This is a genomic window from Sphingomonas sp. R86520 (genome assembly GCF_042466285.1).
Classification (GTDB): domain Bacteria; phylum Pseudomonadota; class Alphaproteobacteria; order Sphingomonadales; family Sphingomonadaceae; genus Sphingomonas.
Genome location: NZ_JAXHBZ010000001.1, coordinates 2,925,039 through 2,948,845 on the forward strand (window position 1 = coordinate 2,925,039; position 23,807 = coordinate 2,948,845).

27 protein-coding genes are annotated in these 23,807 nt (G+C 66.0%); 13 read left to right on the top strand and 14 right to left on the bottom strand.

Annotation, left to right across the window (positions count from 1 at the left end):
* Positions 1-708, top strand: a complete 708-nt coding sequence (locus SJY41_RS13270; RefSeq protein WP_380782415.1) for a hypothetical protein — start codon at positions 1-3, stop codon at positions 706-708.
* 260 nt (positions 709-968) lie between these two features.
* Here SJY41_RS13270 and SJY41_RS13275 read toward each other — a convergent pair whose 3' ends face one another.
* Positions 969-1,808: an inositol monophosphatase family protein gene (locus tag SJY41_RS13275; protein ID WP_380782417.1), complete on the bottom strand. Its 840-nt coding sequence runs from the start codon at positions 1,806-1,808 to the stop codon at positions 969-971.
* 90 nt (positions 1,809-1,898) lie between these two features.
* Here SJY41_RS13275 and SJY41_RS13280 point away from each other — a divergent pair, with 90 nt between their 5' ends.
* Complete coding sequence (locus tag SJY41_RS13280) at positions 1,899-2,432, top strand: peroxiredoxin (protein ID WP_380782418.1); 534 nt, start codon at positions 1,899-1,901, stop codon at positions 2,430-2,432.
* A gap of 103 nt (positions 2,433-2,535) precedes the next feature.
* Positions 2,536-3,630 carry a GGDEF domain-containing protein gene (locus tag SJY41_RS13285; RefSeq protein ID WP_380782420.1) on the top strand — a complete coding sequence of 365 codons (1,095 nt, stop codon included), beginning with the start codon at positions 2,536-2,538 and terminating at the stop codon, positions 3,628-3,630.
* 419 nt (positions 3,631-4,049) lie between these two features.
* Here the strand turns inward: SJY41_RS13285 and SJY41_RS13290 are convergent, their stop codons facing one another.
* Positions 4,050-4,667, bottom strand: coding sequence for a YbhB/YbcL family Raf kinase inhibitor-like protein (locus SJY41_RS13290; protein WP_380782422.1), 618 nt, complete (start codon positions 4,665-4,667; stop codon positions 4,050-4,052).
* Positions 4,668-4,671: 4 nt separating this feature from the next.
* The gene (locus SJY41_RS13295; protein ID WP_380782424.1) at positions 4,672-5,184 is read right to left on the bottom strand and encodes a hypothetical protein; all 513 of its coding nucleotides are present in this window, start codon (positions 5,182-5,184) and stop codon (positions 4,672-4,674) included.
* A 100-nt stretch (positions 5,185-5,284) separates the two neighbouring features.
* On the opposite strand from SJY41_RS13295, the gene SJY41_RS13300 reads away from it, so the two are divergent.
* On the top strand, positions 5,285-5,725 hold the full coding sequence (locus tag SJY41_RS13300; protein ID WP_380782426.1) for a DUF1810 domain-containing protein: 441 nt from the start codon (positions 5,285-5,287) through the stop codon (positions 5,723-5,725).
* Between the two features lie 67 nt (positions 5,726-5,792).
* On the top strand, positions 5,793-5,918 hold the full coding sequence (locus SJY41_RS13305) for a hypothetical protein (protein ID WP_259457500.1): 126 nt from the start codon (positions 5,793-5,795) through the stop codon (positions 5,916-5,918).
* Positions 5,919-6,475: 557 nt separating this feature from the next.
* Here SJY41_RS13305 and gyrB read toward each other — a convergent pair.
* The 8 genes from gyrB to SJY41_RS13345 form a co-directional block, all read right to left on the bottom strand.
* A complete protein-coding gene (gyrB, locus tag SJY41_RS13310; RefSeq protein ID WP_380782428.1) occupies positions 6,476-9,010 on the bottom strand; it encodes a DNA topoisomerase (ATP-hydrolyzing) subunit B in 2,535 nt (844 codons plus the stop codon).
* Positions 9,011-9,061: 51 nt separating this feature from the next.
* Positions 9,062-9,322, bottom strand: coding sequence for a hypothetical protein (locus SJY41_RS13315; protein WP_380782430.1), 261 nt, complete (start codon positions 9,320-9,322; stop codon positions 9,062-9,064).
* Positions 9,323-9,415: 93 nt separating this feature from the next.
* The gene (locus SJY41_RS13320) at positions 9,416-10,222 is read right to left on the bottom strand and encodes an OmpA family protein (protein ID WP_380782432.1); all 807 of its coding nucleotides are present in this window, start codon (positions 10,220-10,222) and stop codon (positions 9,416-9,418) included.
* Between the two features lie 88 nt (positions 10,223-10,310).
* On the bottom strand, positions 10,311-11,519 hold the full coding sequence (locus SJY41_RS13325) for a DNA replication/repair protein RecF (protein ID WP_380782434.1): 1,209 nt from the start codon (positions 11,517-11,519) through the stop codon (positions 10,311-10,313).
* A gap of 44 nt (positions 11,520-11,563) precedes the next feature.
* Positions 11,564-12,364, bottom strand: coding sequence for a Coq4 family protein (locus tag SJY41_RS13330; RefSeq protein ID WP_380782436.1), 801 nt, complete (start codon positions 12,362-12,364; stop codon positions 11,564-11,566).
* A gap of 181 nt (positions 12,365-12,545) precedes the next feature.
* Positions 12,546-13,031 (bottom strand): YbjQ family protein, encoded by a 486-nt coding sequence (locus tag SJY41_RS13335; RefSeq protein WP_380782438.1) that lies wholly within the window; start codon positions 13,029-13,031, stop codon positions 12,546-12,548.
* Positions 13,032-13,189: 158 nt separating this feature from the next.
* On the bottom strand, positions 13,190-14,308 hold the full coding sequence (gene dnaN, locus SJY41_RS13340; protein WP_277983735.1) for a DNA polymerase III subunit beta: 1,119 nt from the start codon (positions 14,306-14,308) through the stop codon (positions 13,190-13,192).
* Between the two features lie 145 nt (positions 14,309-14,453).
* Complete coding sequence (locus SJY41_RS13345; protein ID WP_380782440.1) at positions 14,454-15,107, bottom strand: outer membrane protein; 654 nt, start codon at positions 15,105-15,107, stop codon at positions 14,454-14,456.
* Between the two features lie 188 nt (positions 15,108-15,295).
* Between SJY41_RS13345 and SJY41_RS13350 the strand changes: the two genes are divergently transcribed.
* From SJY41_RS13350 to SJY41_RS13365, 4 genes are all read left to right on the top strand, one after another.
* The gene (locus tag SJY41_RS13350; RefSeq protein ID WP_380782442.1) at positions 15,296-15,931 is read left to right on the top strand and encodes a histidine phosphatase family protein; all 636 of its coding nucleotides are present in this window, start codon (positions 15,296-15,298) and stop codon (positions 15,929-15,931) included.
* Positions 15,928-16,401 (top strand): invasion associated locus B family protein, encoded by a 474-nt coding sequence (locus tag SJY41_RS13355; protein WP_380782444.1) that lies wholly within the window; start codon positions 15,928-15,930, stop codon positions 16,399-16,401. The genes SJY41_RS13350 and SJY41_RS13355 overlap by 4 nt, the downstream gene beginning before the upstream one ends.
* 268 nt (positions 16,402-16,669) lie before the next feature.
* A complete protein-coding gene (rlmN, locus tag SJY41_RS13360; protein WP_380782446.1) occupies positions 16,670-17,860 on the top strand; it encodes a 23S rRNA (adenine(2503)-C(2))-methyltransferase RlmN in 1,191 nt (396 codons plus the stop codon).
* Positions 17,853-18,611: a sulfite exporter TauE/SafE family protein gene (locus tag SJY41_RS13365; protein WP_380782448.1), complete on the top strand. Its 759-nt coding sequence runs from the start codon at positions 17,853-17,855 to the stop codon at positions 18,609-18,611. The genes rlmN and SJY41_RS13365 overlap by 8 nt, the downstream gene beginning before the upstream one ends.
* On the opposite strand, the gene SJY41_RS13370 is transcribed toward SJY41_RS13365, so the two are convergent.
* A complete protein-coding gene (locus tag SJY41_RS13370) occupies positions 18,602-20,146 on the bottom strand; it encodes an ABC transporter permease/substrate-binding protein (protein ID WP_380782449.1) in 1,545 nt (514 codons plus the stop codon). The genes SJY41_RS13365 and SJY41_RS13370 overlap by 10 nt on opposite strands.
* The gene (locus tag SJY41_RS13375) at positions 20,143-20,916 is read right to left on the bottom strand and encodes an ATP-binding cassette domain-containing protein (RefSeq protein ID WP_380782451.1); all 774 of its coding nucleotides are present in this window, start codon (positions 20,914-20,916) and stop codon (positions 20,143-20,145) included. Before SJY41_RS13375 ends, SJY41_RS13370 begins: the two co-directional genes overlap by 4 nt.
* A gap of 54 nt (positions 20,917-20,970) precedes the next feature.
* Here SJY41_RS13375 and SJY41_RS13380 point away from each other — a divergent pair, with 54 nt between their 5' ends.
* The gene (locus SJY41_RS13380; RefSeq protein ID WP_380784148.1) at positions 20,971-21,759 is read left to right on the top strand and encodes an SDR family oxidoreductase; all 789 of its coding nucleotides are present in this window, start codon (positions 20,971-20,973) and stop codon (positions 21,757-21,759) included.
* A gap of 42 nt (positions 21,760-21,801) precedes the next feature.
* Here the strand turns inward: SJY41_RS13380 and SJY41_RS13385 are convergent, their stop codons facing one another.
* The gene (locus SJY41_RS13385) at positions 21,802-22,098 is read right to left on the bottom strand and encodes a 4a-hydroxytetrahydrobiopterin dehydratase (protein WP_055881974.1); all 297 of its coding nucleotides are present in this window, start codon (positions 22,096-22,098) and stop codon (positions 21,802-21,804) included.
* 48 nt (positions 22,099-22,146) lie between these two features.
* Here SJY41_RS13385 and SJY41_RS13390 point away from each other — a divergent pair, with 48 nt between their 5' ends.
* Genes SJY41_RS13390 through SJY41_RS13400 form a run of 3 tightly spaced genes read left to right on the top strand, consistent with a single transcriptional unit; the run spans position 22,147 to position 23,788 of the window.
* The gene (locus SJY41_RS13390; protein ID WP_380782453.1) at positions 22,147-22,581 is read left to right on the top strand and encodes a metallopeptidase family protein; all 435 of its coding nucleotides are present in this window, start codon (positions 22,147-22,149) and stop codon (positions 22,579-22,581) included.
* Between the two features lie 41 nt (positions 22,582-22,622).
* The gene (gene ccmA, locus SJY41_RS13395) at positions 22,623-23,150 is read left to right on the top strand and encodes a heme ABC exporter ATP-binding protein CcmA (RefSeq protein WP_380784149.1); all 528 of its coding nucleotides are present in this window, start codon (positions 22,623-22,625) and stop codon (positions 23,148-23,150) included.
* On the top strand, positions 23,147-23,788 hold the full coding sequence (locus SJY41_RS13400) for a heme exporter protein CcmB (protein WP_380782455.1): 642 nt from the start codon (positions 23,147-23,149) through the stop codon (positions 23,786-23,788). Before ccmA ends, SJY41_RS13400 begins: the two co-directional genes overlap by 4 nt.
* The last annotated feature ends 19 nt before the right edge of the window (positions 23,789-23,807 follow it).

Sequence of the window (23,807 nt, forward strand, 5' to 3'; positions counted from 1 at the left end):
GTGAGCGAAGTCGACGACGCCATCGCCAGCGCCCGCGCCTCCTGGTCGCGCATTTCCGACGACCGCACCGGCACGGTGATCGGGCGCGTGCCATCGCGGGGGCGGGCGCGGCAGACGCAGGCGATCGGCAAGCGGCTGACCCGGATCGCGGTCGCCGACGTCGCGATCCTGATCGCGGCGATGGTGATCGGCTGGATCGTGCCGCTCGGGATCGGCGGTGCGATGCTGGTGATGGCGCTGCTGGTCGCCGCCACGGTGCTGTTCGCGGTGTGGCCCGCCGAACGTGCTCCGACGACGGAGCGGCTCGCCGCGGTCGACATCCGTGCGCTGCCTGCGCAGACCGAACGCTGGCTGGAGGCACAGCGCCCCGCCCTCCCCGCGCCGGCGATGACGCTGGTAGACCGGATCGGCCTGCGTCTCGAGACGCTCACGCCGCAACTTGCGACGCTCGACGCGAATACACCCGAGGCGTTCGAAGTCCGCAAGCTCGTCGGCGAACAACTCCCGGCGTTCGTAAAGGACTATGAGAAGGTGCCCCCGTCATTGCGCACGACCCCGCGCAACGGCCGCACGCCAGACGCGGAACTGGTCGCCGGCCTGTCGCTGATCGAGCACGAAATCGGCGAGATGACCGCGCGCCTCGCGCAGTCGGACCTCGACAATCTGGCGACGCGCGGCCGGTTCCTGGAGATCAAGTACAAGGAGTGAAGCGCACCCGGCTCAGCATCTGCCGCAGGAAGGCGCGCTTCGTGTCCGAAGCCGACGCGATGATCGTAGCCCGGTCCGCGCGCGTTCCGCTGGCAGCCTATCGCTGCGACCGGTGTCGGCATTTCCACCTTACCAGCCGGACGAAAGGCAAGCGTACATCGTCAGCCGGGTTGGGCACCGGACACCAGGACCAACCCTGAACGGATCCGCTACGCCGTCGCAGTCGAGACGGTTTTCGCAGCAACGTACGGGAATAGCCGTCAGTGGTCGTGGCCCTCGTGGTCCCGGGGCCCATGGCCATCGGGTTGGAGCCGGTGCATCGCTTCCAGCACGTCATCCATTCTCGCAGGGTCGCCGATCGCGAGGACATGGCCTTCGCTCGCAGCCGTCAGGGGATCGCCGTTCCAGTCGCACATGCGGCCGCCTGCGCCTTCGACGATCGGGACCAAGGCTGCGAAGTCGTAGAGTTTCAGGCCGGATTCGCAGACGACGTCGAGATGGCCGCTCGCGAGCAGGCCGTAATTGTAGCAGTCCCCGCCATAGACGGGACCCTGGCGCGGATTGCCGCCGGAAATCGCCGCGACCAGGGCGAGATAATGCGGTACGTCGCCATCGTCGAAGAGATGCGGGCTCGTGGTGGCGATCGTCGCGCCTGGCAACTCGCGACAGGTCCGCGTGCGGACGGGATTGCCGTTGAACGTCGTAGGACGTCCGGCGACACCGACCCAGCGCTCGCGCTGGACTGGCTGATCGATGATGCCAAGCACCGGCCAGCCGTCTTCGACCAGCGCGATCAGCGTGCCGAAGATCGCGCGCCCTACGGTGAAGCTGCGCGTGCCGTCGATCGGGTCGAGCACCCATTTCCGGTTGGTCACGCCCGCCTTTTCACCGAACTCCTCACCGACGATCCCATCGCCTGAGCGCTCCGCATCGAGCAGCCGGCGCATCGCGGTTTCGGCTTCCCGATCGGCACGCGTAACCGGCGATTGATCGTCCTTGATCTCGACGCCATGCTCATGACGGAAATAGGGTCGGATGACGTGGCCCGCGGCATCCGCAAGGCGGTGCGCGAGGTCGATATCGGCTTGGGTCACTGGCATTTTTTCAATCTATCGGGCGTGGCCGTCACCGGCAATGGACGGATCGCTCATCTCGGCGTAGGCCATTGCGATCTAAACGGAGTATCTTGCATGCGCCTCGTCTCGACCCTCACTGCCGCCCTTCTCGCCGCCACCCCGGCATTCGCGGCACTCGCCCCCGGCGCCAAGGCTCCGGACTTCACGACCCGCGGCGCGATCGCCGGCAAGGTCTTTACCGTGCATCTGGCGGACCAGCTCAAGAAGGGCCCGGTCGTACTGTACTTCTTCCCGGCGGCGTACACAGGCGGATGCAACGCCGAAGCGCATGCGTTCGCCGAGGCAATTCCGGCGTTCACCAAGGCAGGCGCCACCGTCATCGGCATGTCGGCCGACAACGTCGAGACGCTCAGCAAGTTTTCGGCCGAGAAATGCGCGGGCAAATTCGCCGTCGCCAGCGCCGGACCGAACGTGATCAAGGGCTACGACGTGGCGCTCGGCAAGCAGGTCATGGGTCGGGACGTCACCAAGCGCACGAGCTACGTCATCGACAAGACTGGTCGCATTGCCTTCGTCCATGACGAAATGAACCCGGCCGCCCATGTCGCCACGACACTTGCCGCGGTCGAGAAGCTGACCGGTAAGTAACTGCCAGCGACCCTGATATCACCGGGCCGGCAAGATTCTGCCGGCTCGGTGACGGTATGATAACGCTTCGCGGCTATCGCTTCGGCGGGACGTGGGGGAAATCATGCGCATCTTGGGACTGGCGAAGGCCATACGGACTTCAACACCGTGTGCAGACGATACGTTGTTCGAGCGGATCGGCAATTTCCTCGATACGCAGGGGCTCAGCGCGGACCCGGCGCATTACGCGTTTGCGTTCGCCGCCTTGTCCGCGCCCGAGGAGCCACTCGGCCAGGCCGTCGCGCGGCTTTCCAGCCAAGGCATACGCCTAACCCGAAACGATATCGAGCGGCTCGGCGGACGCGTAGTCGACGGCCCGCCCGTTGTCCTGACGCGACCGCATATCGCAAATGCTTCGGACGATACACGGGCCAGCACCGTACCGGCTACGCGGCCGGAGGATCAGGTCGATGCCGCCGCAATCGCGCTGGTTACCGAAACACAGCAGCAGTTCGACGGGTTCGCCGAGATCGTACGGACGATCCGAGACGAGACGCGTGGCTTCGGACGCGATCTTGCACGCAGCGCCGCGGCGATCACGCAGATGGTCGGGATCGACGAAATTGCCGACATCACCAGCGCGATGATCGGGCGTATTCGCGACAGCGAGGTAAGGCTTGCGATCGCGACCGCGGAAACGGACGGCTTGCGCGCCAAACTGGCAGAAGCGCGCGACAGTGCCCGCCGCGACGTACTGACCGGCCTGCCCAATCGTCGGGCGTTCGAGGAAGCGCTGGCCGAGCGGAGCGTGGACTCTGGCCCTCATTGTCTCGCAATGTGCGACATCGATCGGTTCAAGCTCGTCAACGACGTGCATGGCCACGGCGTCGGAGACCGCGTGCTTACCGCAATCGGCCATGCCATTGCCGCGGAGTGTGCACCGCACCTTGTGGTGCGCTACGGCGGCGAGGAATTCGCGGTGCTGCTCAGCGGCCTGACGCTCGTCGACGCCTCGAACCTGCTGGATTCAGTCCGGGCGACCGTGGCGGCGAAGCGGTTTCGCAATCGCGATACGGATACCGCGCTCGGCACGATCACATTTTCCACAGGTATCACCGCGATCGGCGACGACGAACATGCGGAAACCGCGTTCGCGCGTGCCGATCGGCTACTATACGCTGCCAAGGATCTGGGCCGAGATCAGGTTTGTGCCGGCTGATCCTGCTTGTTGGCGCGAATTACCGCGGCGACGTGGTGCATTCTGCCAATCGCGATAAAGCTATCTGAGATAATCCTTTTATCTCAGATAGTTAATAAGCTGGCACGTTGTATGCAAATGTCCTGGCATGGGAGGCCGGATGGTCCGGCATTCCCAGACCAAAGGAAATTACCATGTCGCTCCGTTTCGAAACCGCCCAGCGTATCGCCCTCTCGTTCGTCGGCGCCGTGTTCTTCGCCACGATCGCCGTCGCCGCCGCTACGCCTATCATGCCGATCGCCTGATCCAGGGCACCCCTCCAAAGCGAAGGACTGACATCATGGTTCGCAGCCTGCTCATCGGCGTCGCCGCCTTCTCAACGACCATCATCCTGATCATCACGCATACCGGCGTCACCGTGGCCTGACGTAAAGCGCCGCTCAGGCGGGTACAGCCGTCTCGACCGTCCCGACTGGCCCATTCTCCTCCCGCGAATACGTTCCGATCAACAGCCCTGCCGCCAGGACGTGCCCGGTAATGGCCTCGATCATCGCCGAACGCCCCGGAGTTCCGCCGGGATCGCCAGCGCCCGCGCCAACAGCAAACAACTGGAACGCATAGCGATGCTTGCCGTGACCGCTTGGCGGATCGGGTGGCAGCCAGCCTTCGCGCAGATACGAATTCCGGCCGACGTCTCCCGCAGATGCGGAGCCTGTGCCGTCCGCAACGATCGCACCTTCCGTCAAATAGCCTGACTCCGCCGCAAGGCCCCAGACGATCGCATGTACCAGCGGTTGGGGGGCCGGTGCGTCGGGATCCTCCACGAGCAGAACGAGGTGGGCCGTCCCCGCAGGGGGCTGCGTCCATGTGAGCGCCGGAGATATGCCCTCTCCGTCGGCAGTAAAACGGAGCGGCAGTCGTCCCTCATTCGAAAAGGCGGGACTGGTCAGGTCCAGCGTATCGAAGTCCTCGCCCAACTGGACGATCGCAAGTTTGTCGACGCCAGCGCGAAGACCGCTCATCGCGTTGCCGAGCCAGGCTGGGATATGTTCGAGCATGCGTTCAGCCTTCCGAAGGGCAGGATTGTCCACGGCGGACGGGGGCAGCCCCGGCGTACCAGTCGCTACCCTGCCCCATCGTCGCAGCGTCATGGTGGCAGACCTGTGCCTTGCCGTCCTTCGGATCGATCAGCACCGCCCAGTTATGATCGCCGCAATTATGTTCCTCGCACCCCCAGGCAGCGACGCGTGTGCCGACTTTGAAGATCGGCGTCATCGGACCGGATCTGCCGCGGATCGTCTCGCGCAGTTTTGCGTCGCCGACCGCGTTCACCAACCCGGTCGCAACATCCGTACGGTCGTAGAAATCGACGCCGGCGATCGCGTCATGCGGGTATTTGCCGACATAGGCGGTGATCGGGGTGGTCTGGGCCTGGCCGGGAATCGGCGTGGGCGCTCGCGCTTCCGGAGGTACGAAACCGCTGGGCGCGGGAGTCGCCGTCGGATCGTCCTTGCGTCCACACCCGGCAGCGACGAGCGGTACGGCAAGCAATGCTATTGCGATCGCGATTCTCATGCGTACACCCCGGTCATCGTCTGATCTCCCTAGTGTTGGTTGCAACGCACCGACCGGCGCCGTGGTTGCGGTTGTCGGACTACGCGACCATCTCGGGTCCATGGCTCACCAACTCGAACGCTTCGTCGCAGCGCAGGCCGGTATGTATGCTCAGGCGCTCGCCGAACTCCATCGCGGCGCGAAACGCAGTCACTGGATGTGGTTCATCTTCCCGCAGATAGCTGGACTGGGACAGAGCGCGATGGCGCGCACCTATGCGATCGCGTCCGCGGACGAGGCGCGGGCGTATCTCGCGCATCCGGTACTGGGGTCGCGGTTGATCAAGGCGACCGAGGCGATCACGGCGGCGGCCGGATCTGCAGACGCAATCCTGGGCGGTATCGACGCGGTGAAGCTGCGGTCGTCGATGACGCTGTTCGCTGCGGTTGCCGACGATCCCCGGCCGTATCGCGCGGCGCTGGACCGGTTTTTCCGCGGTCAGGACGATGCTGCAACGCTAGACCTGCTTCGGTCGCCCAGCTCCAGGGACTCGCTTCGATAACACGGGTATATCGACGGCGAAGCGTGTAACGTGGCGGCGGGGCCTTCCGCCCCTACGAGGTGTCGTCATGGCCAAGAGCCAGAAGAAATCGAGCAAGGAAGTCCGTAAGCCGAAGGCCGAGAAAGCGCCCAAGGCGAATGCTTCCAACCCGACTACCAAGGGCAAGCCCGTGGAGATGACCACGCTCAATTGAGCGAGACGACCTGCGCGATTGGTGGAAGCACGTTCGGGTCTTCGTCTACCCGCTAGTGTCTTTGCCCTGCCGCTCGCGGTAAGCGACGCCCAAGCCACCATCCGACACTTCGATCGGTGGGGCGCCACGATAGTATCGAAGCGGACGGCGGTTCACTCCGCTTCGATCAGCTTTTATTGCCATGCTATCGGCGCATGAAATCACCGTGTCGGCGGTCGGCGTAGGGTCGCCAGCATTGAGCCGCCGGCGTTCCAGGTCACGATGCGGGCTCGGGCGCGCTGACCAGGGTCGTGCAGCGATCTGGGACCTCGTTTGGGTCCGGGAGACCCTGACCATCATTTCTGGTCCGGGCTGTCCAGCGGCTAACAACGACCGTTCCTGCCGGTGTTCGCGGCACACTAGGCGTTAGAACCGCCTTCCGGCATTCGATCTGCAACCTGTTGACGCTGCCGCGTCGGCAGGAGTTGCGTTTATGGTACCAGCGTTTGACTACGCGCACGCGCACGGCGCGGTCGGTAACCGGCGGCCGAGCCTCCGGTTACCGAATCTATCGCGCGTCAGACGTCGAGGTTGGCGACGTTTAGCGCGTTGTCCTGGATGAACTCGCGGCGCGGTTCGACGACTTCGCCCATCAGCTGGGTGAAGATCTCGTTCGCGCTTTCGGCGTTGACCGCCGTCACACGCAACATCGAGCGGACCGACGGATCGAGCGTGGTTTCCCAGAGCTGTTCCGCGTTCATCTCGCCGAGGCCCTTGTAGCGCTGGATCGCGAGCCCCTTGCGCCCCGCCGTCAGAATCGCATCGAGCAGGTGGCTCGGACGCGAAACCTGAGTCGAGCCGCGGGCAGCGACGACCGTGACCGAGCCGATCACGCCGCTGCCGGCGGCTTCGGCACCGTCTTCGGCGTCGGGCTCTTCGGCCTGCGATGCCTTGCTTGCCGGGACGAGGTTCGAGGTCTGCGCGTAGCTCTCGGCCTGCTCGCCCGACAGTGCGTGCAGCTTGCGCGCTTCGGCCGACACCAGGAAGCTCGCCTCGATGATATGGTGATCGGTGACGCCGCGCCATGCACGCTGGAAGTGAATGCCGCCGTCTTCGGTCAGCACCGCGGTCCAGCGCGCATCGCCGTCGTCGAGTTCGAGACGACGCGTCACGATCTCCAGACGCGAGGTGCGATCCTCGACCGACGCCTCCGGATCGAACACGCCGCCAAGCGCGAGCGCCTCGATCATCCCGGCGTCGTAGCGCTTGGGAACGTAGCGCATCAGCGTCCGCATCCGGCGCGCGTGATCGACCAGATCCTTCAGATCGCGACCCGAACGGCCGCCGCCGGGGCCTTCGAGGACCATGGTCGAGACACCCGCGTCGACGAGATATTCGTCGAGCGCGGCATCGTCCTTGAGGTACATTTCCGACCGGCCCTTGGTCGCCTTGTAAAGCGGCGGCTGGGCGATGTAGAGATAGCCGCCTTCGATGATCTTGGGCATGTGACGGTAGAACAGCGTCAGCAACAGCGTGCGGATGTGCGCGCCGTCGACGTCTGCGTCGGTCATGATGACGATCTTGTGGTAGCGCAGCTTGTCCGCGTTGAAGTCGTCGCGAATGCCAGTGCCCATCGCGGTGATGAGCGTGCCGATCTCGCGGCTCGACAGCATGCGGTCTTCACGCGCACGTTCGGTGTTGAGGATCTTGCCGCGCAACGGCAGGATCGCCTGGAAGTGGCGATCGCGGCCCTGCTTTGCCGAGCCGCCTGCCGAGTCACCCTCGACCAGGAATAGCTCGGACTTGGCGGGATCGCGCTCCTGGCAGTCGGCGAGTTTGCCGGGCAGCGAGGCGATGTCCATCACGCCCTTGCGCCGCGTCAGTTCGCGCGCACGCTTGGCGGCCTCGCGCGCCGCTGCAGCGTCGATGATCTTGGCGACGATCGCCTTGCCGTGCGCGGGGTTCTCTTCGAGCCATTCGGCCATCTTGTCGGCCATCAGGCTTTCCAGCGGCTGGCGAACTTCGGACGAGACGAGCTTATCCTTGGTCTGGCTGCTGAACTTCGGATCGGGCAGCTTGACCGAGACGATCGCGGTCAGGCCTTCGCGCATGTCCTCGCCGGTGAGCTGGACCTTTTCCTTCTTCAACATCCCCGATTTCTCGGCGTAGTTGTTGAGCGTGCGGGTCAGCGCGGCGCGGAACGCGGCCATGTGCGTGCCGCCGTCGCGCTGCGGGATGTTGTTCGTGAAGGCGAGGACGTTCTCGTAATACGAGTCGTTCCACTGGAGCGCGACGTCCATCGTGACGTCGTCGCGCGTGCCGCTGATCGCAACCGGCTCGGGCATCAGCGGCAGCTTGGCGCGATCGAGATACTTCACGAACGCGGCGATACCGCCCTCGTAATAGAGCTCGACGGTCTTGCGCTCTTCGCTGCGGGCGTCGCTCAGGAACAGGCGGACACCCGAGTTCAGAAAAGCGAGTTCGCGGTAACGATGTTCGAGCTTGTCGAAGTCGAAATCGATGATCTTGAACGTCGTGGGCGATGGCAGGAAGGTGACTCGCGTGCCCTTCTGCCCGTCGGTCGCGGGGCCGACAATCTTGAGCGGTGCGACCGCGTCGCCGTAGGCGAAGCGCATGTAATGCTCCTCGCCATTGCGCCAGATCGTCAGGTCCAGCCATTCGCTGAGCGCGTTGACGACCGAGACGCCGACGCCGTGCAGACCACCCGAGACCTTGTACGCGTTCTCGTCGTTGGTGTTCTCGAACTTACCACCGGCGTGGAGCTGGGTCATGATGACCTCGGCGGCGGACACGCCTTCCTCGGTGTGGATGCCGGTCGGGATGCCGCGACCATTGTCGGTGACGGAAACCGAGCCGTTCGCGTTCAGGACGATGTCGATCCGGTCGCAATGCCCGGCGAGCGCCTCGTCGATCGCGTTGTCGCTGACCTCGAACACCATGTGGTGGAGGCCCGATCCGTCGTCGGTATCGCCGATGTACATGCCGGGGCGCTTGCGGACCGCGTCGAGGCCCTTGAGGACCTTGATCGAGTCGGCGCCGTAGTCGCCCATGTTCGGAAGATTGGGATTATTGGATTCAGGGTTGGATGCCATGACAAGTATATAGGCATTGGGGGGCCGAAACGGAAGCGAAATGGCCTGCGGTCAGCCTCGGGTGTCGCGCTGCTCCAACTGCCAGATGATGCTGCCCCACAGGCTTTGCGTGTGGAGCGCGACTGCATCACGCGCTGCCCGCGTCTGCGGCGTCGTCGTATCAAGCTGGTCCAAGCTCGCAACGTTCGCGTCACGCAGTCGCTCGGCCTGAAAGACAGCATTGGGATTGCCGGCCAACACCGAAAGCCAGACACCCTCGACAGCAAGGCGAAGCGCCACGATCTGCGCTTGAAGGTCGGCGACGTCGTCCATGCTTGCTCTTTCGTTACGGGTGAAGGTCTGCCCTCACGATCGCACCACGCGCTGTCAAGCCGACTGGCGTACCAAGCCAGTCGGCTTTTTCGATCAGCGCGCGAAACTGTCGGCGCGCTGGCCGAGCAAGGTTACCTCGACGCGGCGGTTGAGGCGCATGCCGGCTGGCGTCGCGTTGGTCGCGACCGGCTGGCTTTCGCCGTGGCCGACAACGCTGAAGCGCGCGCGGACGACGTCCATGTCGTCGAACGCCTGGCGGACGCTGGCGGCCCTGCGCTCCGACAGGTCCTGGTTGTGGGCATCCGTACCGCGCGAGTCGGTGAAGCCGTCGATCGACACGCGGACGCCCGGGTTACCGCGCAGATAGCGTGCCAGCGGACGCAACTTCTCGATCGCGCCGGGACGCAACACGTCGCTGTCGGTGCGGAACAGCACGTCTTCCTGCAGCGTCAGCGTCGCGCCGCGCGGCGTCTGGCGGAAGTGGTAGTCGCGCATCGCGCCGCGGTCCCAGGTCGTGGTGGTCTCGACGACGGTGGTGCCGCCACGATCGCCGCGATAGCCGCGTGGGTCGCGGCCATACGCGTCCCAGTCGAACCGGTCGCGACGGGGGCCGGCGATCCGCGCGAATTCGCGATTGGCATCATCGGCTTCCTGGCGGTTGATCCGGCCATCGCCGTTCGCGTCGAAGTTCGGCATCACGAACGCGCGGCCACGCGGTGTATCGCGCAGTTCGGGGAACAGGATCGGCACGCCTGCGCCTTCCAGCCGGTAGCCAGGGCGCGACCAAGGCGCGCGGCTCATGTCGTAGCGGGCTCCCTCGCGAGCCTGAGCGAAAGCGGGGGCAGTGGTTGTTGCGACCATCACTATGCCGAGGGCGGCGCGCGCGAATTTCCGGGTCATTGCGATCTCTCCATGGGCTTCGATGGACGGAGCTTTGCCCGCGCCCGCTTGAACGCGCGGTGACGTCGGTCGACAGCGCGCGTTCAGCCTAACGTCCGACCGCGATCCGCGTTGCCTGAGAGTCGATCGCATCGAACAACGCGTCTTCGGTGCCGGTCATCCACACCTGTCCTCGGCCGGCGAGGCGCGAAAAAAGAGCGGCGCGGCGGGCCGGGTCGAGGTGGGCGGCGACCTCGTCGAGAAGAAGTATCGGTGGCTGGCCGGTGCGCTCGGCGACGAGGTCGGCATGGGCAAGGACGATGCCGAGAAGGAGCGCCTTCTGCTCACCGGTCGAGGCGAGCGAGGCGGCACGGGCCTTGTCGAGATGCGTGACGGTCAGGTCGACCCGGTGGGGGCCGGCGAGCGTGCGGCCCGCCGCAGCATCGCGTGCGCGGCCCTGGGCGAGGTCGGCTTGCAGGCGGGTGGTATCGCCGCTCCATCCTTCGAGTGCCAACCCGGCGCGAGGGAACGGGCCGTCGTCCTGTTGCGCGAGGCGGGTGCCGAGCAGGGTGACGGTCTCGCGTCGGGCCGCATCGACCGCAGCGCCGTGCTCGGCCATTTGCGCCTCGAGCGCGGAGAGCCAGTCGCCGTCGGGGCGGCCCTCGTCGGCGAGCAGGCGGTTTCGGGCGCGCATCGCGGCGTCGTAGCGGGCGGCGTGGTGCGCGTGGGCTGGCGCTAGGGCTAGCGTAAGGCGGTCGAGGAAACCGCGGCGTTCGCCGGCGGGGGCGACGAAGAGGCGGTCCATCGCGGGCGTGAGCCAGAGGATCGTGAGCCACTCGGCGAGGGCGTTGGCGGTCGTGGTGGCGCCCTGGATGCGGACGATGCGGCGTTCTGGGGCTGAGGCGAGCGTCCCGGTGGCGACGTCGACTTCGCCGACTGCGGGCGTTTCCCGGTCCGCTTCTGACTCCCCTTCCGCTTGCGGGAGGGGTCGGGGGAGGGGCGCGTTTTCATCGAGGCCGGACGCCAGTACGTACGTCGCGCCCTCCCCTAGCCCCTCCCGCAAGCGGGAGGGGGATTTGGTCACCTGCTCGGGAAACAGCGTGGCCGCGACACCGAAGCCGCCTGCCCCGCCCTGGCGCGCCATCTCACCCAGCGCCGCGCGCCGCAGCCCGCGACCGGGCGCGAGCAGTGACACCGCCTCGAGGATATTCGTCTTGCCCGCGCCGTTCTCGCCCGTCAGCACGACGAACCCAGGGCCAGGCGTCAGCGTCAGGTCCGCGTGATTGCGGAATTCGGTGAGGACGAGGCGCGACAGCATTGCACCGCCCTTAGCGGCAATCCTGTTGCGGTGTCAGCCTTCGCTCAGGCGGCGATGCGCTCGTCGACGATCGCCGTGGGCGCCTCGCCCTTCTGCGTGCTCAGATAGGACGCGAGCGCCGGCCCCAGTTCGCGCTGTGCGAACAGGTATGCGACCGGCGTGACGATGCCGAGGCGCGCGCGGGCGCCGTCGAGCGGCTCGTGCAACAGCGTCAGGTAATCCTCGCCCGACACCCATTTCGCTTTCCGCCCGTTGCGATAACCTTCCCAGACCGCCTTCGCGAACAGCTTGCTGCCGGTGACGCGCATGCTCTTCAACGCCGCCGCCGAGCCGATCAGCGCCCAGCCTAGCCCGCCGACCTGGGCATAGCTGAACGCGACGAGTGCCGCTTCGCCCATGCTTTCGTCCGCCTTGTAACCGGTCAGCACGTGCCAGATGTCGTGCGTGTCGCGTACCCGTCGGCCGAACCACGCATAGGGATGCGCCAGATCATCCTCGCTCGGCTCGAGCCGCGAGACCTCGACCAGGCCGTCCGCGGAATAGCCGGTCGTCTCGAGAAAATTGCGATACGCCGCCCCGACCGTGCCGGGCGCGAAGCTCGCGACGAACGCGGGATCGGAGAAACGCTGCGCCAGTTCGACGCGGTCATAGGCGATCCGTCCGCCCTGCTCGGTGGCGATCAGCCGCGCGTAGTTCATCGGCGCGTTGCCGACGTTCAGCGCGCGCATGATCCGGAACACCTGCGTCGTGTCGTCCCCGTTCGCGAGCAGTTTGCTGATCGCATCAAACGCCGTACGCCAATCGCGACGACCAGTCGTACCGGGAAACGGAGGAAGCTTCGCCATCGAGTCGACTCCTTACTGACATTGCTGTTAGTATTGAGCTGGTGGCGCCGAGTCAATCGAGCACGAATTAGCGCGGCTTAAATCAACCAGCTTCGCAACGAGTAACTGAACCGTCTGATTTGCTCTCCGCGAGATTCAATACGTAGAATCATCTACAAGCGCTTCGCTATCGATACGTTGATCAGGCCCTCGCCGCCTGCAACGCATCTTGAATGTCTCTCGCGCGGTTTGCGAGCGCGGCACCCTCCCGCGTCACATCGAAAAACACAGGATCGTGAGGAACGATTTGCGTCAGCGACACGGCGGTGCCGGTCATGCATACCATCAACATGGCACGCTGACCGCCTACTTCAGCGTAATCTACATCTACCCCAAGAACCGCATTGCCACCTTGCTCAATGGCTTGGGCACGCAGTGACGCTTTGCACAGGTTCTCACCATCACGTAGTTTTGCGTTATATGTTCCGGACTGAGTCCCAAACAGATCGGTAAAGGCGGAAGCAACGTCCGAGAAAACGCCCGTCCCGGTCACTGTTTGCGCGGTAATTATGCCAAGCGGCTCATAGGTCCAGCCCATCGGCTGTTGCAAAGAGACGATTGGCACATGCGACAAAATCGCTGTTAGCTTGTCGCCGAGTTCTCGCGACTCCGATTCTAGCGCTTCCATTGCGTCTCGATACAATGGGTCCCCGCACTTATCACACGCCGCATCGACACGCTCGAAACCGGCCAAATTAATCACGCGAAGCCGGCTCGGAGCCAACGGTTGATTTGACGAAATCATCCCGACCTTGAGCACAGCTCCGCAATTTGAGCAGGTATCGCTCACACCCGCATCGGCATCAGCACGTACAGCGCAGGCGACTTGTCGTTCTCGCGGATCAGCGTCGGGGCGGCGGCGTCCGCCAGATGTACCTCGACCATGTCGCCGTCGATCTGCGCGAGGATGTCCATCAGGTAACGGCTGTTGAAGCCGATCTCGAACGGGAGCGCGACGTACTCGCCGGGGACTTCCTCGGCGGCGGTGCCGTTTTCGGGCGATGTGACCGACAGCGTGATCTTGTCGCGGTCGAGCGCCATCTTCACGGCTCGCGTTTTCTCCGTCGCAATCGTGGAGACGCGGTCGACGCCTTCCATGAAGCTCTTCGGGTCGATCTTCAGGATCTTGTCGTTGCCGGTCGGGATCACGCGGCTGTAATCCGGGAACGTACCGTCGATCAGCTTCGAGGTCAGGATCGCCTGGCCGAGGTCGAAGCGGATCTTGGTCGGCGACAGCGACACGCCGACCGAACCGTCGACCTCGTCGAGCAGCTTGCGCAACTCACCGATGCATTTGCGCGGCACGATCACGTCGGGCATCGATTCGGCGCCCTCGGGACGCGGCAGCGTGACGCGCGCGAGGCGGTGGCCGTCGGTCGCGGCGGCCTTCAGCACCGGGTTCGAGCTGTCGCCGTCGGCGACGTGGAGGAAGATGCCGTTGAGATAATAACGCGTCTCTTCGGTCGAGATCGCGAAGCGCGTCTTGTCGATGATCTGCTTGAGCGTCTCGGCGGGCAGCTCGAACTGGGTCGGCAGCTCGCCTTCCGCGATCACCGGGAAATCGTCGCGCGGCAGCGTGCCGAGCGAGAAGCGTGCGCGGCCTGCGACGATGCTCATCCGGCCTTCCGACGCGGCAAGCTGGACCTGGCTACCCTCGGGAAGCTTGCGCGCGATGTCGAACAGCGTGTGAGCGGACACGGTGGTCGCGCCGGGCTGGTCGACCGCGGCTGCGATCGATTCGTTGATCTGCAAGTCGAGGTCGGTCGCCATCAGCTTAAGCGTGCCCTCGGCGGTCGCCTCGATCAGCACGTTCGACAGGATGGGGATGGTATTGCGCCGCTCCACCACGGACTGGACATGGCTCAGCCCCTTGAGGAGCGTTGCGCGTTCGATCGTCGCCTTCATCAAAATTCCCCCCGCCACCGCAGCCGGACTCGGGGCTGGGGGCAATCCGCTAATGGCTTACCCAACAACAAAGGGTCGGAGCAAGCGCCCCGACCCTTCTTTGATCACGGTAAACGTCGCGTTAAAACCCGCGCGCCGTTCCGACTCAGAAGCGGAAGCCGTAGCTGGCGACCACCTGATGCCGATCGGTGTCGACATCGAAGCGGCCGCTGGTGCCGCCGGTCGCATAGTCGATGTTGCCGCGCTCATAGTTCGAATAGCGGTATTCGAGCTTGGCGTAGCTGTTCGGCCCCACCGCGTGCTCGGCGCCCGCGCCGACGCGCCAGCCGTCGAGGTTGAACTTGGTGTCGGTGGTCTGGCTGGTATCGCCTGCGAGCACCTTCAGCTTCGAATTGGTGTAGCCACCCTTGACGTACAGCATCGTCGTCGGTGCGACGACATAGCCGACGCGACCGCCGACATAGATGTCACGGCCCTGCTTGACGCGACCGAAGCCGAAGTCGCTGGTATAGTCGTTGCGGTCGCTCTTCGCGGTCGAGCCCGTCAGTTCTGCTTCCGCGCCGAGCACGATGTTGCTCGAAGTTGCGATGTCATAGCCGATGCCGCCGCCGTAGAGCAGGCCGTCGATCTTCTGGTCGTCGCGTCCGTTGTTGTTGGAAACGCTGCTGCCGGCGCCGGTGTGATCGTAGCCGAGCGTGGCCTCGACGCGAGGGCCGGTGAAGGTCGGGTTGGTCTGTGCGAGGGCGGGTGCGGCCACTGCGGTGGTCGCGAGCAGCGAGACGGCGATAAGCGTACGCATTGGGGTTACTCCTTACTGATCCGGCGCCCCATTACGCGGGGCGGACCGCTCCAATGGACCAGTCCGCGGGGCGTTGCATGAACCCCAGATAAACGCGGAAATCCGTTGCTTTTGCGCCACAGGGGGTTGAAACGCGGCCTATGATTCCAAGCCAGCGGCAGGGTGAAGCGGACGCCCGATCAACCGACATGCCACCGCCGCGCAAGGGGCGGGATTTCGTCGCGCGACACGGCGAAACCGTGTTCAATGCAGCGCATCGATTGCAGGGGGATGCGCCGCATACGCCGTTGACACGGGCTGGTTTCGCGCAGGCGGACGAGCTGGGGCGCGCGTTGCGCGGGTTGCTGGGAGCAAAGCCGTCGTTGACCTTGTGGGCGTCGCCGACCGGGCGCGCGCTGCAGACGCTGGCGGTGATCTGCGAGCATCTGGAACTGGATTGGCACGGCGCGCACACCGATGCGCGGCTGGTCGAGATCGACATGGGGTCCTGGGGCGGGCGCTATTATGCGGATCTTGCGGCGGAGGTCGGTTCGATCGTGCTGCCGGGCGGGATCCTGAAACGACCGGCGGACGGCGAGACCTATCCGCAGATCGCGGCGCGCGTGGGCGGGTGGCTGGCGGATACGGCGGGAGATTCAGGCGACCGACTGGTGATCATGCACGGAATTTCGAGTCGGGTGATGCTGGGGGTGATGACGGGAGCACCGATCGATCCCTCACTGGGCGCACCGATCGCGCCGGGGCTACCGCAGGGGTCGGTGACGCTGGTCGAGCATGGCCACGCGACCGTGCCGCATCTCGGCACCGGCTTCGCGCCGGCGTGAGGTTCGCCGCCCTGCTGTTGCTGGCCGTTGCCGTTCCGGCGGCGGCGCGTGACACGATTGGTATCTACAAGGGCTGGGGCGCGTTTCGCGATGCGACCCCGGATCGGTGTTTTGCTATTGCGCGTCCGGTGATGGCGGGGGGACGCACGAGCGGTTTTGCCAGCATTGCGACGTGGCCGAAGCGGGGATTGCGGGCGTCTTTCTATGTTCGGCTCAGTCGGGAGCGCGATCGGTCAGCGGGGGTGACGCTGACGGTTGGCGAGCGGCGATTCGCGCTGGTGGCGAATGGGCTGGATGCCTGGGCGAGCGATGCGCCGAGCGATCGGGCGATCGTTGCGGCATTGCGATCGGGGCGGAGCATGAGCGTCGAGGCGGTCGGCGTCGGCGGGCGGCCGTTTGCGGATGTGTATGCGTTGTCTGGCGCGGCGTCGGCGATCGATGCGGCTGTGCTGAGGTGCAGCGGGGGCTGAACTTTCGATTGGGAAGGCGCACCTTTCCAACCTAGCTGGATCCCCGCCAAAGCCACCACCCCGGCGAAGGCCGGGGCCCAGTTGGAAAGGTGGTAGTAACAGCGGACGGCGTATCGTTACCTCCGTCCCCCGCCTGGCCCAGGCCTTCGCCGGGGTGGTGCTGATTGTTGGCTGCGCGATCATGCCTAGCCCAGCGTCCCAGACCCCGACTCCACCCCTTCCCCACAGCCAGTAGAAAAATCAGCAAAAATCCCCTATGTGCCCGCGCATGCAGACCGCCGCGAACCTCATGCCTATCCCCGGGCACATCGATCCCGTGCCCGTTCCCCGCAGCTTCGTGCCGCGCAGCGATGGGCGTATCGACCTGCTCGGGCTGTCGCTCGCCGATCTGCGGATGGCGCTGGAGACGTCGCAGCTGGAGGAGCGGCAGGCCAAGCTGCGCGCCAAGCAACTGTGGCACTGGATCTACAATCGCGGCGCGACCGAGTTCTCGGCGATGACCGACATCTCGAAAACGATGCACCCTTGGCTGGAGCAGCGTTTCGTGATCAGCCGGCCGAACGTGGTCGAGGCGCAGGTGTCGACCGACGGCACGCGGAAGTGGTTGCTGCGGTCGGACGATGCGCAGGATTACGAGATGGTGTTCATCCCCGACGCGGATCGCGGCACGCTGTGCGTGTCGAGCCAGGTCGGCTGCACGCTCAACTGCACCTTCTGCCACACCGGTACGATGCGGCTGGTGCGCAACCTGACGCCCGCCGAGATCGTCGGCCAAGTGATGCTCGCACGCGATTCGCTGGGCGAATGGCCCAGCCAGCCGGAAGGCCGCATGCTCACCAACATCGTGATGATGGGGATGGGCGAGCCGCTGTATAATTTCGAGAACGTCCGCGATGCGCTGAAGCTGGTGATGGACGGTGCGGGCCTCGCGCTCAGCCGCCGCCGGATCACGTTGTCGACCAGCGGTGTCGTGCCGATGATGGCGCGTGCGGGCGCCGAGATTGGTGTGAACCTGGCGGTGTCGCTGCACGCGGTGACCAAGGAAGTGCGCGACGAGATCGTGCCGCTCAACCGGAAGTACGGCATCGAGGAGTTGTTGCAGGCGTGCGCGGACTATCCGGGCACGAACAACGCGCGGCGCATCACGTTCGAATATGTGATGCTGAAGGACAAGAACGACTCAGACGACGACGCGCGCGAACTCGTGCGGTTGCTGCGGAAGTACGAGCTGCCGGCGAAGGTGAACCTCATTCCGTTCAACCCGTGGCCGGGTGCGCAGTACGAGTGTTCGACGCCGGAGCGGATCAAGTCGTTCTCCAGCATCGTGTTCGCCGCCGGCATCTCGGCCCCGGTGCGGACGCCGCGCGGACGCGATATCGATGCGGCGTGCGGCCAGCTGAAGACCGCGGCGGAGAAGAAGAGCCGCGCGCAACTCGATCGCGAAGCCGCGCTTGCTTGAGTTGAGTTCGGTCGCGCTCGCGGCGGCTGCGGGAATACTGGGCGGTGCGATGAACGCGCTGGCGGGCGGCGGCAGCTTCGCGACGCTGCCGACACTGATCGGACTCGGCGTGCCGTCGACCTTCGCCAACGCGACGAGCAACGTCTCGCTCCAGCCGGGCGCGATGGCGAGCGCCTGGGCGTATCGGCATGGACTGGGGCCGATCTCGGGCGTCGGCATGAAGACGATGGCAGGAGTCACCTTCGTCGGCGGGCTTGCCGGCAGCCTGTTGCTGGTCGCGACTCCCGCAAGCGCGTTCGACGTCATCGTGCCATGGCTTCTGCTGTTCGCGACGCTGGCGATCGCGTTTGGCACGCGTGCGTCGCTGTGGCTCAGGTCGCGGGTCGAGATCGGACCGAAGTCACTGGTCGCGGTGCAGGCATTGCTGGGCATCTATGGCGGCTATTTCGGCGGCGGCGTCGGGCTGATGCTGACCGCCGCCTGGGGGCTGTTGTCGGGCGCGACGCCCGCGACGCTGGCGCCGCCACGCACGTTGATGCTGGCGGTCGCCAACTCCGCAGCGACGATCATCTTCATCGCGACCGGCATGGTGGCGTGGGCGCTATGCGTGCCGATGCTGATCGGCGGGATCGTCGGCGGGCATTATGGCGCGAAACTGGGCCTGTTGCTGTCGCCGCGCGTGATCCGCACGTGGACGCTGCTGGTGACGATCGCGACGACGATCGTGTTCTTCTACCGCGCCTATTCCTGAAGCCCGGTCTTCGCGGCGAGCCATTTCGCCGCGGCCTCGGGGGTCTCCTTGTCGGTATCGCGGTCGACCCGGTAGTTCGCGGCGCGCATCGCCTCGACCGGGATGCGGCCGACCATCGGCTTCAGCGCGGCGAGGAACTTGGCGTCCCCTGCCCGCTTCGGCGCGACCATCAGGATCGCGTCGTAACCGGGGATCGCACGGCGGGGGTCGGTGAGCACGGTCAGCCCGTCCGCGGCGATCCGGCCATCGGACGAGAAGGCGGAGATGACATCGACATTGCCGCTCTCCAGCGCGCGGTACATGAAGGTCGGGCTGTACGGCGTCGTCTTGGCGAAACGCAGCGGATAGGCGCGCTTCACCGCGGCCCATTCGGGGCGTTCGAGGAATTCGAGATCGCTGCCTAGCGTCATGCCGGGGGCGGCCTTCACCAGATCGTCGAGGCTGGTGATGCCCTTCGACTTGGCCGCATCGCCCTTCATCGCGAAGGCGTAGGCATTCTCGAACCCGAGCGTACCGACCAGGCCGACATGATGCTCGCGCCTCGCCCAGTCGGCGATCGCGGCGACCATCGCCGGGCGTTCGGGGACGTCGTTGCGCTTCATCTCGTTCGCCCAGATCGTCCCGGCGTAGTCGACATAGACGTCGATATCGCCGCCGGAGAGTGCGCCGAACACCACCGCCGAGCCGAGGCCGTCGCGATATTCGACGGTGTAGCCGGCATGTTCGAGCCGGTCGCCGATCAGCCGCGCGAGGATATATTGCTCGGAGAAGTTCTTCGCGCCCACGACGACGGTGCGGTCTGCGCCACCCTTGGGCCACAGCGGAGCAGTCGCCGCCGCGGTTCCCACGACCAGCACCACCGCGCTCGCGATCCACAGCCAGCGGCGACGCGCGCGGATGCCGTATTCGATGGCCCCGATCAGTGCATCGACCGCCAGCGCGAGCGCAGCCGCCGATACGCAACCGGCGAGCACCAGCGCCCAGTTCTGCGTCTGGAGTCCGGCGAAAATCATGTCGCCAAGGCTCGGCTGGCCGACCGTCGTCGACAGCGTCGCGGCGCCGATCGTCCAGACCGCCGCGGTGCGGATGCCCGCGATCAGCACGGGGGCGACCAAAGGTGCCTCGACCAGCCGCAGCTTCTGCGCGGGCGTCATGCCGACCGCGTCCGCTGCCTGGATCACCGCGGGATCGATGCCGTGCAACCCCGCCACCGCATTCCGCAGGATCGGCAGCAGCGCGTACAGCGTCAGCGCGATCAGCGACGGGAGGAAGCCAAGCGCGGGGAGGCCGCCACCGACCAGCGCGGAGAGGCTGAGCAGCACCGGGTAGAACAAGGCGAGCAGCGCAAGGCTCGGGATCGTCTGGACGAGGCTCGCAAAGCCAAGCGACACGCGCGCCACCGTCGCGTTGCGCGCGGACCAGATGCCGAGCGGCAGGCTGATCGCGATGCCGAGCAGCAGCGCCGCTGCGGAAAGCAGGACGTGGTTGGCAAGCAGCGGCGGCACACGGCCGAGCGCATCGAGGAACGCGCTCATGCGACCAGCGCCTGCAAGCGTTCGGCCTGCGCGCGCGGCACCTGCACCAAAGCCTGCGCGTCGTCGCCGCCCTTGCCGGCGACGAGGTCGGCGGGCGTGGCATCGGCGACGATCCGCCCCGCCTTCATCACCAGCACGCGGTCGGCGAGCAGCAGCGCCTCCGCCATGTCGTGCGTGACGAGGATGGTGGTCAGCCCGAGCCGGTCGTGGAGTTCGCGGATCCGCGTGCCGAGCGCGTCGCGCGTGACCGGGTCGAGCGCGCCGAACGCCTCGTCGAGCAACAGCAGTTTCGCGCCGGGAGCGAGCGCGCGGGCGATGCCGACGCGCTGGCGCTGGCCGCCCGAGAGCGCGTCGGGCATCCGGCCGGCTATGTCGCGGGGCAGGTCGACGAGGTCGAGCAGTTCGCCGACCTTCGCCTCGTCCGTGCGACCGGCGATGCGCAGGCCGATCGCGATGTTCTCGGCGATCGTCATGTGCGGGAACAGGCCGATGTTCTGGAACACGTAGCCGATCCGGCGGCGCAGTTCGGGCGCGGGCTCGTCGGCAACGTCGGCACCGTCGATCGTCACGCGGCCTTCGCTCGGCTCGACCAGGCGATTGAGCGTCTTGAGCAGCGTCGATTTGCCTGAACCGGACGTGCCGACCAGCGCGACGAAACTGCCACGCGCGATCTCCCGCGAGACCGCGTCGACGGCGATCGTCGCGCCCCCAGCGCCTGGGTACCGTTTGGTGACGCGTTCGAAAGCGAGCGCTGGGGAATTGTCTGGCATCTGCGCGCAGGATGCGGGAAACATACCGCAAAATCAAATGGAGAGGGGCGCATGATGCAGCAGAGCATTTTCATCACCGGTGGCGGATCGGGGATTGGCCGCGCCACGGCGCAACTGTTCGCTGCCAAGGGCTGGCGCATCGGGTTGGCGGACGTCAACGTCGCAGGGCTTGCCGAGACCGCTGCGCTGCTGCCTGCGGGGATGGTCAGCACCTACCAGATGGACGTGCGCGACCGCGATGCGTGGGTGGCCTCGCTCGATGCGTTCGTCGCGACCACCGGCGGGCGGCTCGACGTGCTGTTCAACAATGCCGGGATCGGCTCGGGCGGACCGCTCGTGGAGACCGACTTCGCCGAGATCGACCGGGTGATCGCGATCAACCTGGTCGGGGCGCTGAATGGCGCGCGGATCGGCCATGCGTATCTGAAGCGGATACCGGGATCGTGCCTGCTCAACACCGCCTCCGCATCGGCGATCTATGGCTCGGCGGGGCTCGCGCCCTATTCGGCGACCAAGTTCGGCGTGCGCGCGATCACCGAGGCGCTCGATGGCGAATGGGCGCGCGACGGGATCAAGGTGCGGTCGATCGTGCCGAGTTTCATCGACACGCCGCTGCTGGACTCCGCCCCCGGGAACAGCAACCACTCGATCCGCGATACGGTGACGGGCGCTGGGCTCGAACTGACCGGGGTGGACAAGGTCGCGGAGGCGGCATGGGCCGCGGTGCACGGCGACAAGGTGCACACCTTCGTAGGGAAGACTGCGCACCGCATGGCGTTCGCCGCACGGTGGATGCCGGGTGCGCTGCGCAAGCGCATGCGGCGCGATATGCGGAAGGGCTGACCCGCTCTGATACTCCCCCGCAAAGGGGAGTATCATGGGAACTCAGGCGTCGCCGACGATCGCGTCGATCGCTTCGGCCATTTCGATATCGCGGGGTGAAAGCCCCCCGGCGTCATGCGTCGTCAGCAGGATTTCCACCCGGTTCCAGACGTTCTTCCACTCCGGATGGTGGTTCGCCCGCTCGGCGATCAGCGCGACCTGCGTCATGAAGCCGAACGCCTCGACGAAATCGGCGAACACGATCGTCCGCGTGATCGCGTCGCGCGCATCGTCGTAATCCCACTCGTCGAGCCCATCGAGTGCCTCGGCCCGCTCGGTATCGTTCAGCGCTTCGATCATTCGCGTGTCCCTTGCCGCCATCGTTTGGCACCGCGTATGGCTGCGAGAATGAGCGGGCAAGCGACAATGCACGAGGGGGGCCGGGGCAGAGCACCCGATGCCGACACGATCGAGGCGCTCTGCCGCGCCACGATCGCCACGCTGCCCGCGCAGTTCGCCGAACATCTTGGCGACATCGTCTTCGCGGTCGAGGACTATGCCGACGACGAGACGCTGGCCGCGCTCGGCATCGAACACCCGCTCGACCTGTCGGGACTGTACCACGGCCGCCCGCTCGGCGAGAAATCGTCGATGGATTCAGGGACGATGCCCGACCGCATCGTCCTGTACCGCCGCGCGATCCTGGAGGAATGGATCGAAACCGGCGTCCGCCTCGACGACCTCGTCGCGCATGTGACGATCCACGAGATCGGCCATCATTTCGGCCTGAGCGACGACGACATGCATGCGCTGGAAGACTCCGCAGAAGATCGGGCCGCGTGAGTCTGGCGTTCCGCGACGTCGCGTGCGTACGGGGCGGGCGGATGCTGTTCTCTGGCGTGTCGTTCGATCTGGGTCCCGGCGACGCGGCGGTCGTCACCGGGCCCAACGGCATCGGCAAGTCGAGCCTGATCCGCATCGCCGCCGGCCTGCTCGCGCCGTTCGAGGGCGTCGTAACTTGCGGTGGGGACAAGGCGCTGCTGACCGAAGCGAGTTCGCTGGACCCCGATCGGACGCTTGCCGGTGCACTCCATTTCTGGGCAACGCTGGACATGGCCCCCGCCCCTGAAGCACGCGTCGCCGGCGCATTGACCGCGCTCGACCTGACAGCACTGGCCGGCATCCCTGTTCGCTTGTTGTCGACCGGCCAACGCCGCCGCGCGTCGATCGCCCGGGTTGCGGCCAGCAAAGCCCCCGTCTGGCTGCTCGACGAGCCCGCCAACGGGCTGGACACGGTTTCCGTCGGGCGTCTCGAAACGCTGGTCGCACAACATCGCGCGACCGGTGGCGTCGTCCTGATCGCCACCCATCTTTCGCTCGGCGTGCCGGACGCGCGGGAGATCGCACTGTGATCGCGCTGATCCGTCGCGATCTTCGGCGTAACGTATCGAGCGGGGGCGCCACGCTGGTGGTTGCGTTCTTCCTGCTCGTCGCGACGCTGTTTCCGTTCGCGATCGGCCCCGATGCGACGCTGCTCGCAAGGATCGGCGGCGGCGTGATCTGGACTGCGGCGTTGCTTGCGGCGCTCCTTCCGGTCGAGCGGCTGATCGGGCCCGATCTCGACGCCGGGGTCTTCGATCAACTGGCGGTGCGCGGCCTGTCGATGGCGGCGGTCGCGCTCGCCAAGACGATCGCGCACTGGCTGAGTTTCGGGCCACCGCTGATGCTTGCCGCGGTGATCGCGGCCGGGCTGCTCGATCTGTCGGGCGGGACGCTCTTGCGGGTCGAGATCGGGCTGGCGATCGGCACCCCCGGGCTTGCCGCGCTTGCCGTCGCCACCAGCGCACTGGTCGCAGGCGTTCGCGGCGGCGGGGCAGTGACCGGGCTCGTGATGCTCCCGCTTGCCGTGCCGTTGCTGATCTTCGGTGCCGGTTCGCTGGATCCGGCAGGTGGCGCAGGCGCGGTCAAGCTCCTCGCGGCGGTCAGCCTCGTACTGGTTACGGGTGCACCGTTCCTGGCAAGCGCAGCAATCCGCGCCGGAATGGAGTAGGCGTCGACCGGCGGAAAGA

What these genes read in the sequence shown, in the direction of transcription:
- SJY41_RS13275 (WP_380782417.1), bottom strand. Translation starts at nt 1,808, where the DNA reads ATGCCAGTGACCCAAGCCGATATCGACCTCGCGCACCGCCTTGCGGAT.
- SJY41_RS13280 (WP_380782418.1), top strand. Translation starts at nt 1,899, where the DNA reads ATGCGCCTCGTCTCGACCCTCACTGCCGCCCTTCTCGCCGCCACCCCG.
- SJY41_RS13285 (WP_380782420.1), top strand. Translation starts at nt 2,536, where the DNA reads ATGCGCATCTTGGGACTGGCGAAGGCCATACGGACTTCAACACCGTGT.
- SJY41_RS13290 (WP_380782422.1), bottom strand. Translation starts at nt 4,667, where the DNA reads ATGCTCGAACATATCCCAGCCTGGCTCGGCAACGCGATGAGCGGTCTT.
- SJY41_RS13295 (WP_380782424.1), bottom strand. Translation starts at nt 5,184, where the DNA reads ATGAGAATCGCGATCGCAATAGCATTGCTTGCCGTACCGCTCGTCGCT.
- SJY41_RS13300 (WP_380782426.1), top strand. Translation starts at nt 5,285, where the DNA reads ATGGCTCACCAACTCGAACGCTTCGTCGCAGCGCAGGCCGGTATGTAT.
- SJY41_RS13305 (WP_259457500.1), top strand. Translation starts at nt 5,793, where the DNA reads ATGGCCAAGAGCCAGAAGAAATCGAGCAAGGAAGTCCGTAAGCCGAAG.
- gyrB (WP_380782428.1), bottom strand. Translation starts at nt 9,010, where the DNA reads ATGGCATCCAACCCTGAATCCAATAATCCCAATCTTCCGAACATGGGC.
- SJY41_RS13315 (WP_380782430.1), bottom strand. Translation starts at nt 9,322, where the DNA reads ATGGACGACGTCGCCGACCTTCAAGCGCAGATCGTGGCGCTTCGCCTT.
- SJY41_RS13320 (WP_380782432.1), bottom strand. Translation starts at nt 10,222, where the DNA reads ATGACCCGGAAATTCGCGCGCGCCGCCCTCGGCATAGTGATGGTCGCA.
- SJY41_RS13325 (WP_380782434.1), bottom strand. Translation starts at nt 11,519, where the DNA reads ATGCTGTCGCGCCTCGTCCTCACCGAATTCCGCAATCACGCGGACCTG.
- SJY41_RS13330 (WP_380782436.1), bottom strand. Translation starts at nt 12,364, where the DNA reads ATGGCGAAGCTTCCTCCGTTTCCCGGTACGACTGGTCGTCGCGATTGG.
- SJY41_RS13335 (WP_380782438.1), bottom strand. Translation starts at nt 13,031, where the DNA reads ATGGAAGCGCTAGAATCGGAGTCGCGAGAACTCGGCGACAAGCTAACA.
- dnaN (WP_277983735.1), bottom strand. Translation starts at nt 14,308, where the DNA reads ATGAAGGCGACGATCGAACGCGCAACGCTCCTCAAGGGGCTGAGCCAT.
- SJY41_RS13345 (WP_380782440.1), bottom strand. Translation starts at nt 15,107, where the DNA reads ATGCGTACGCTTATCGCCGTCTCGCTGCTCGCGACCACCGCAGTGGCC.
- SJY41_RS13350 (WP_380782442.1), top strand. Translation starts at nt 15,296, where the DNA reads ATGCCACCGCCGCGCAAGGGGCGGGATTTCGTCGCGCGACACGGCGAA.
- rlmN (WP_380782446.1), top strand. Translation starts at nt 16,670, where the DNA reads ATGCAGACCGCCGCGAACCTCATGCCTATCCCCGGGCACATCGATCCC.
- SJY41_RS13370 (WP_380782449.1), bottom strand. Translation starts at nt 20,146, where the DNA reads ATGAGCGCGTTCCTCGATGCGCTCGGCCGTGTGCCGCCGCTGCTTGCC.
- SJY41_RS13375 (WP_380782451.1), bottom strand. Translation starts at nt 20,916, where the DNA reads ATGCCAGACAATTCCCCAGCGCTCGCTTTCGAACGCGTCACCAAACGG.
- SJY41_RS13380 (WP_380784148.1), top strand. Translation starts at nt 20,971, where the DNA reads ATGCAGCAGAGCATTTTCATCACCGGTGGCGGATCGGGGATTGGCCGC.
- SJY41_RS13385 (WP_055881974.1), bottom strand. Translation starts at nt 22,098, where the DNA reads ATGATCGAAGCGCTGAACGATACCGAGCGGGCCGAGGCACTCGATGGG.
- SJY41_RS13390 (WP_380782453.1), top strand. Translation starts at nt 22,147, where the DNA reads ATGAGCGGGCAAGCGACAATGCACGAGGGGGGCCGGGGCAGAGCACCC.
- ccmA (WP_380784149.1), top strand. Translation starts at nt 22,623, where the DNA reads ATGCTGTTCTCTGGCGTGTCGTTCGATCTGGGTCCCGGCGACGCGGCG.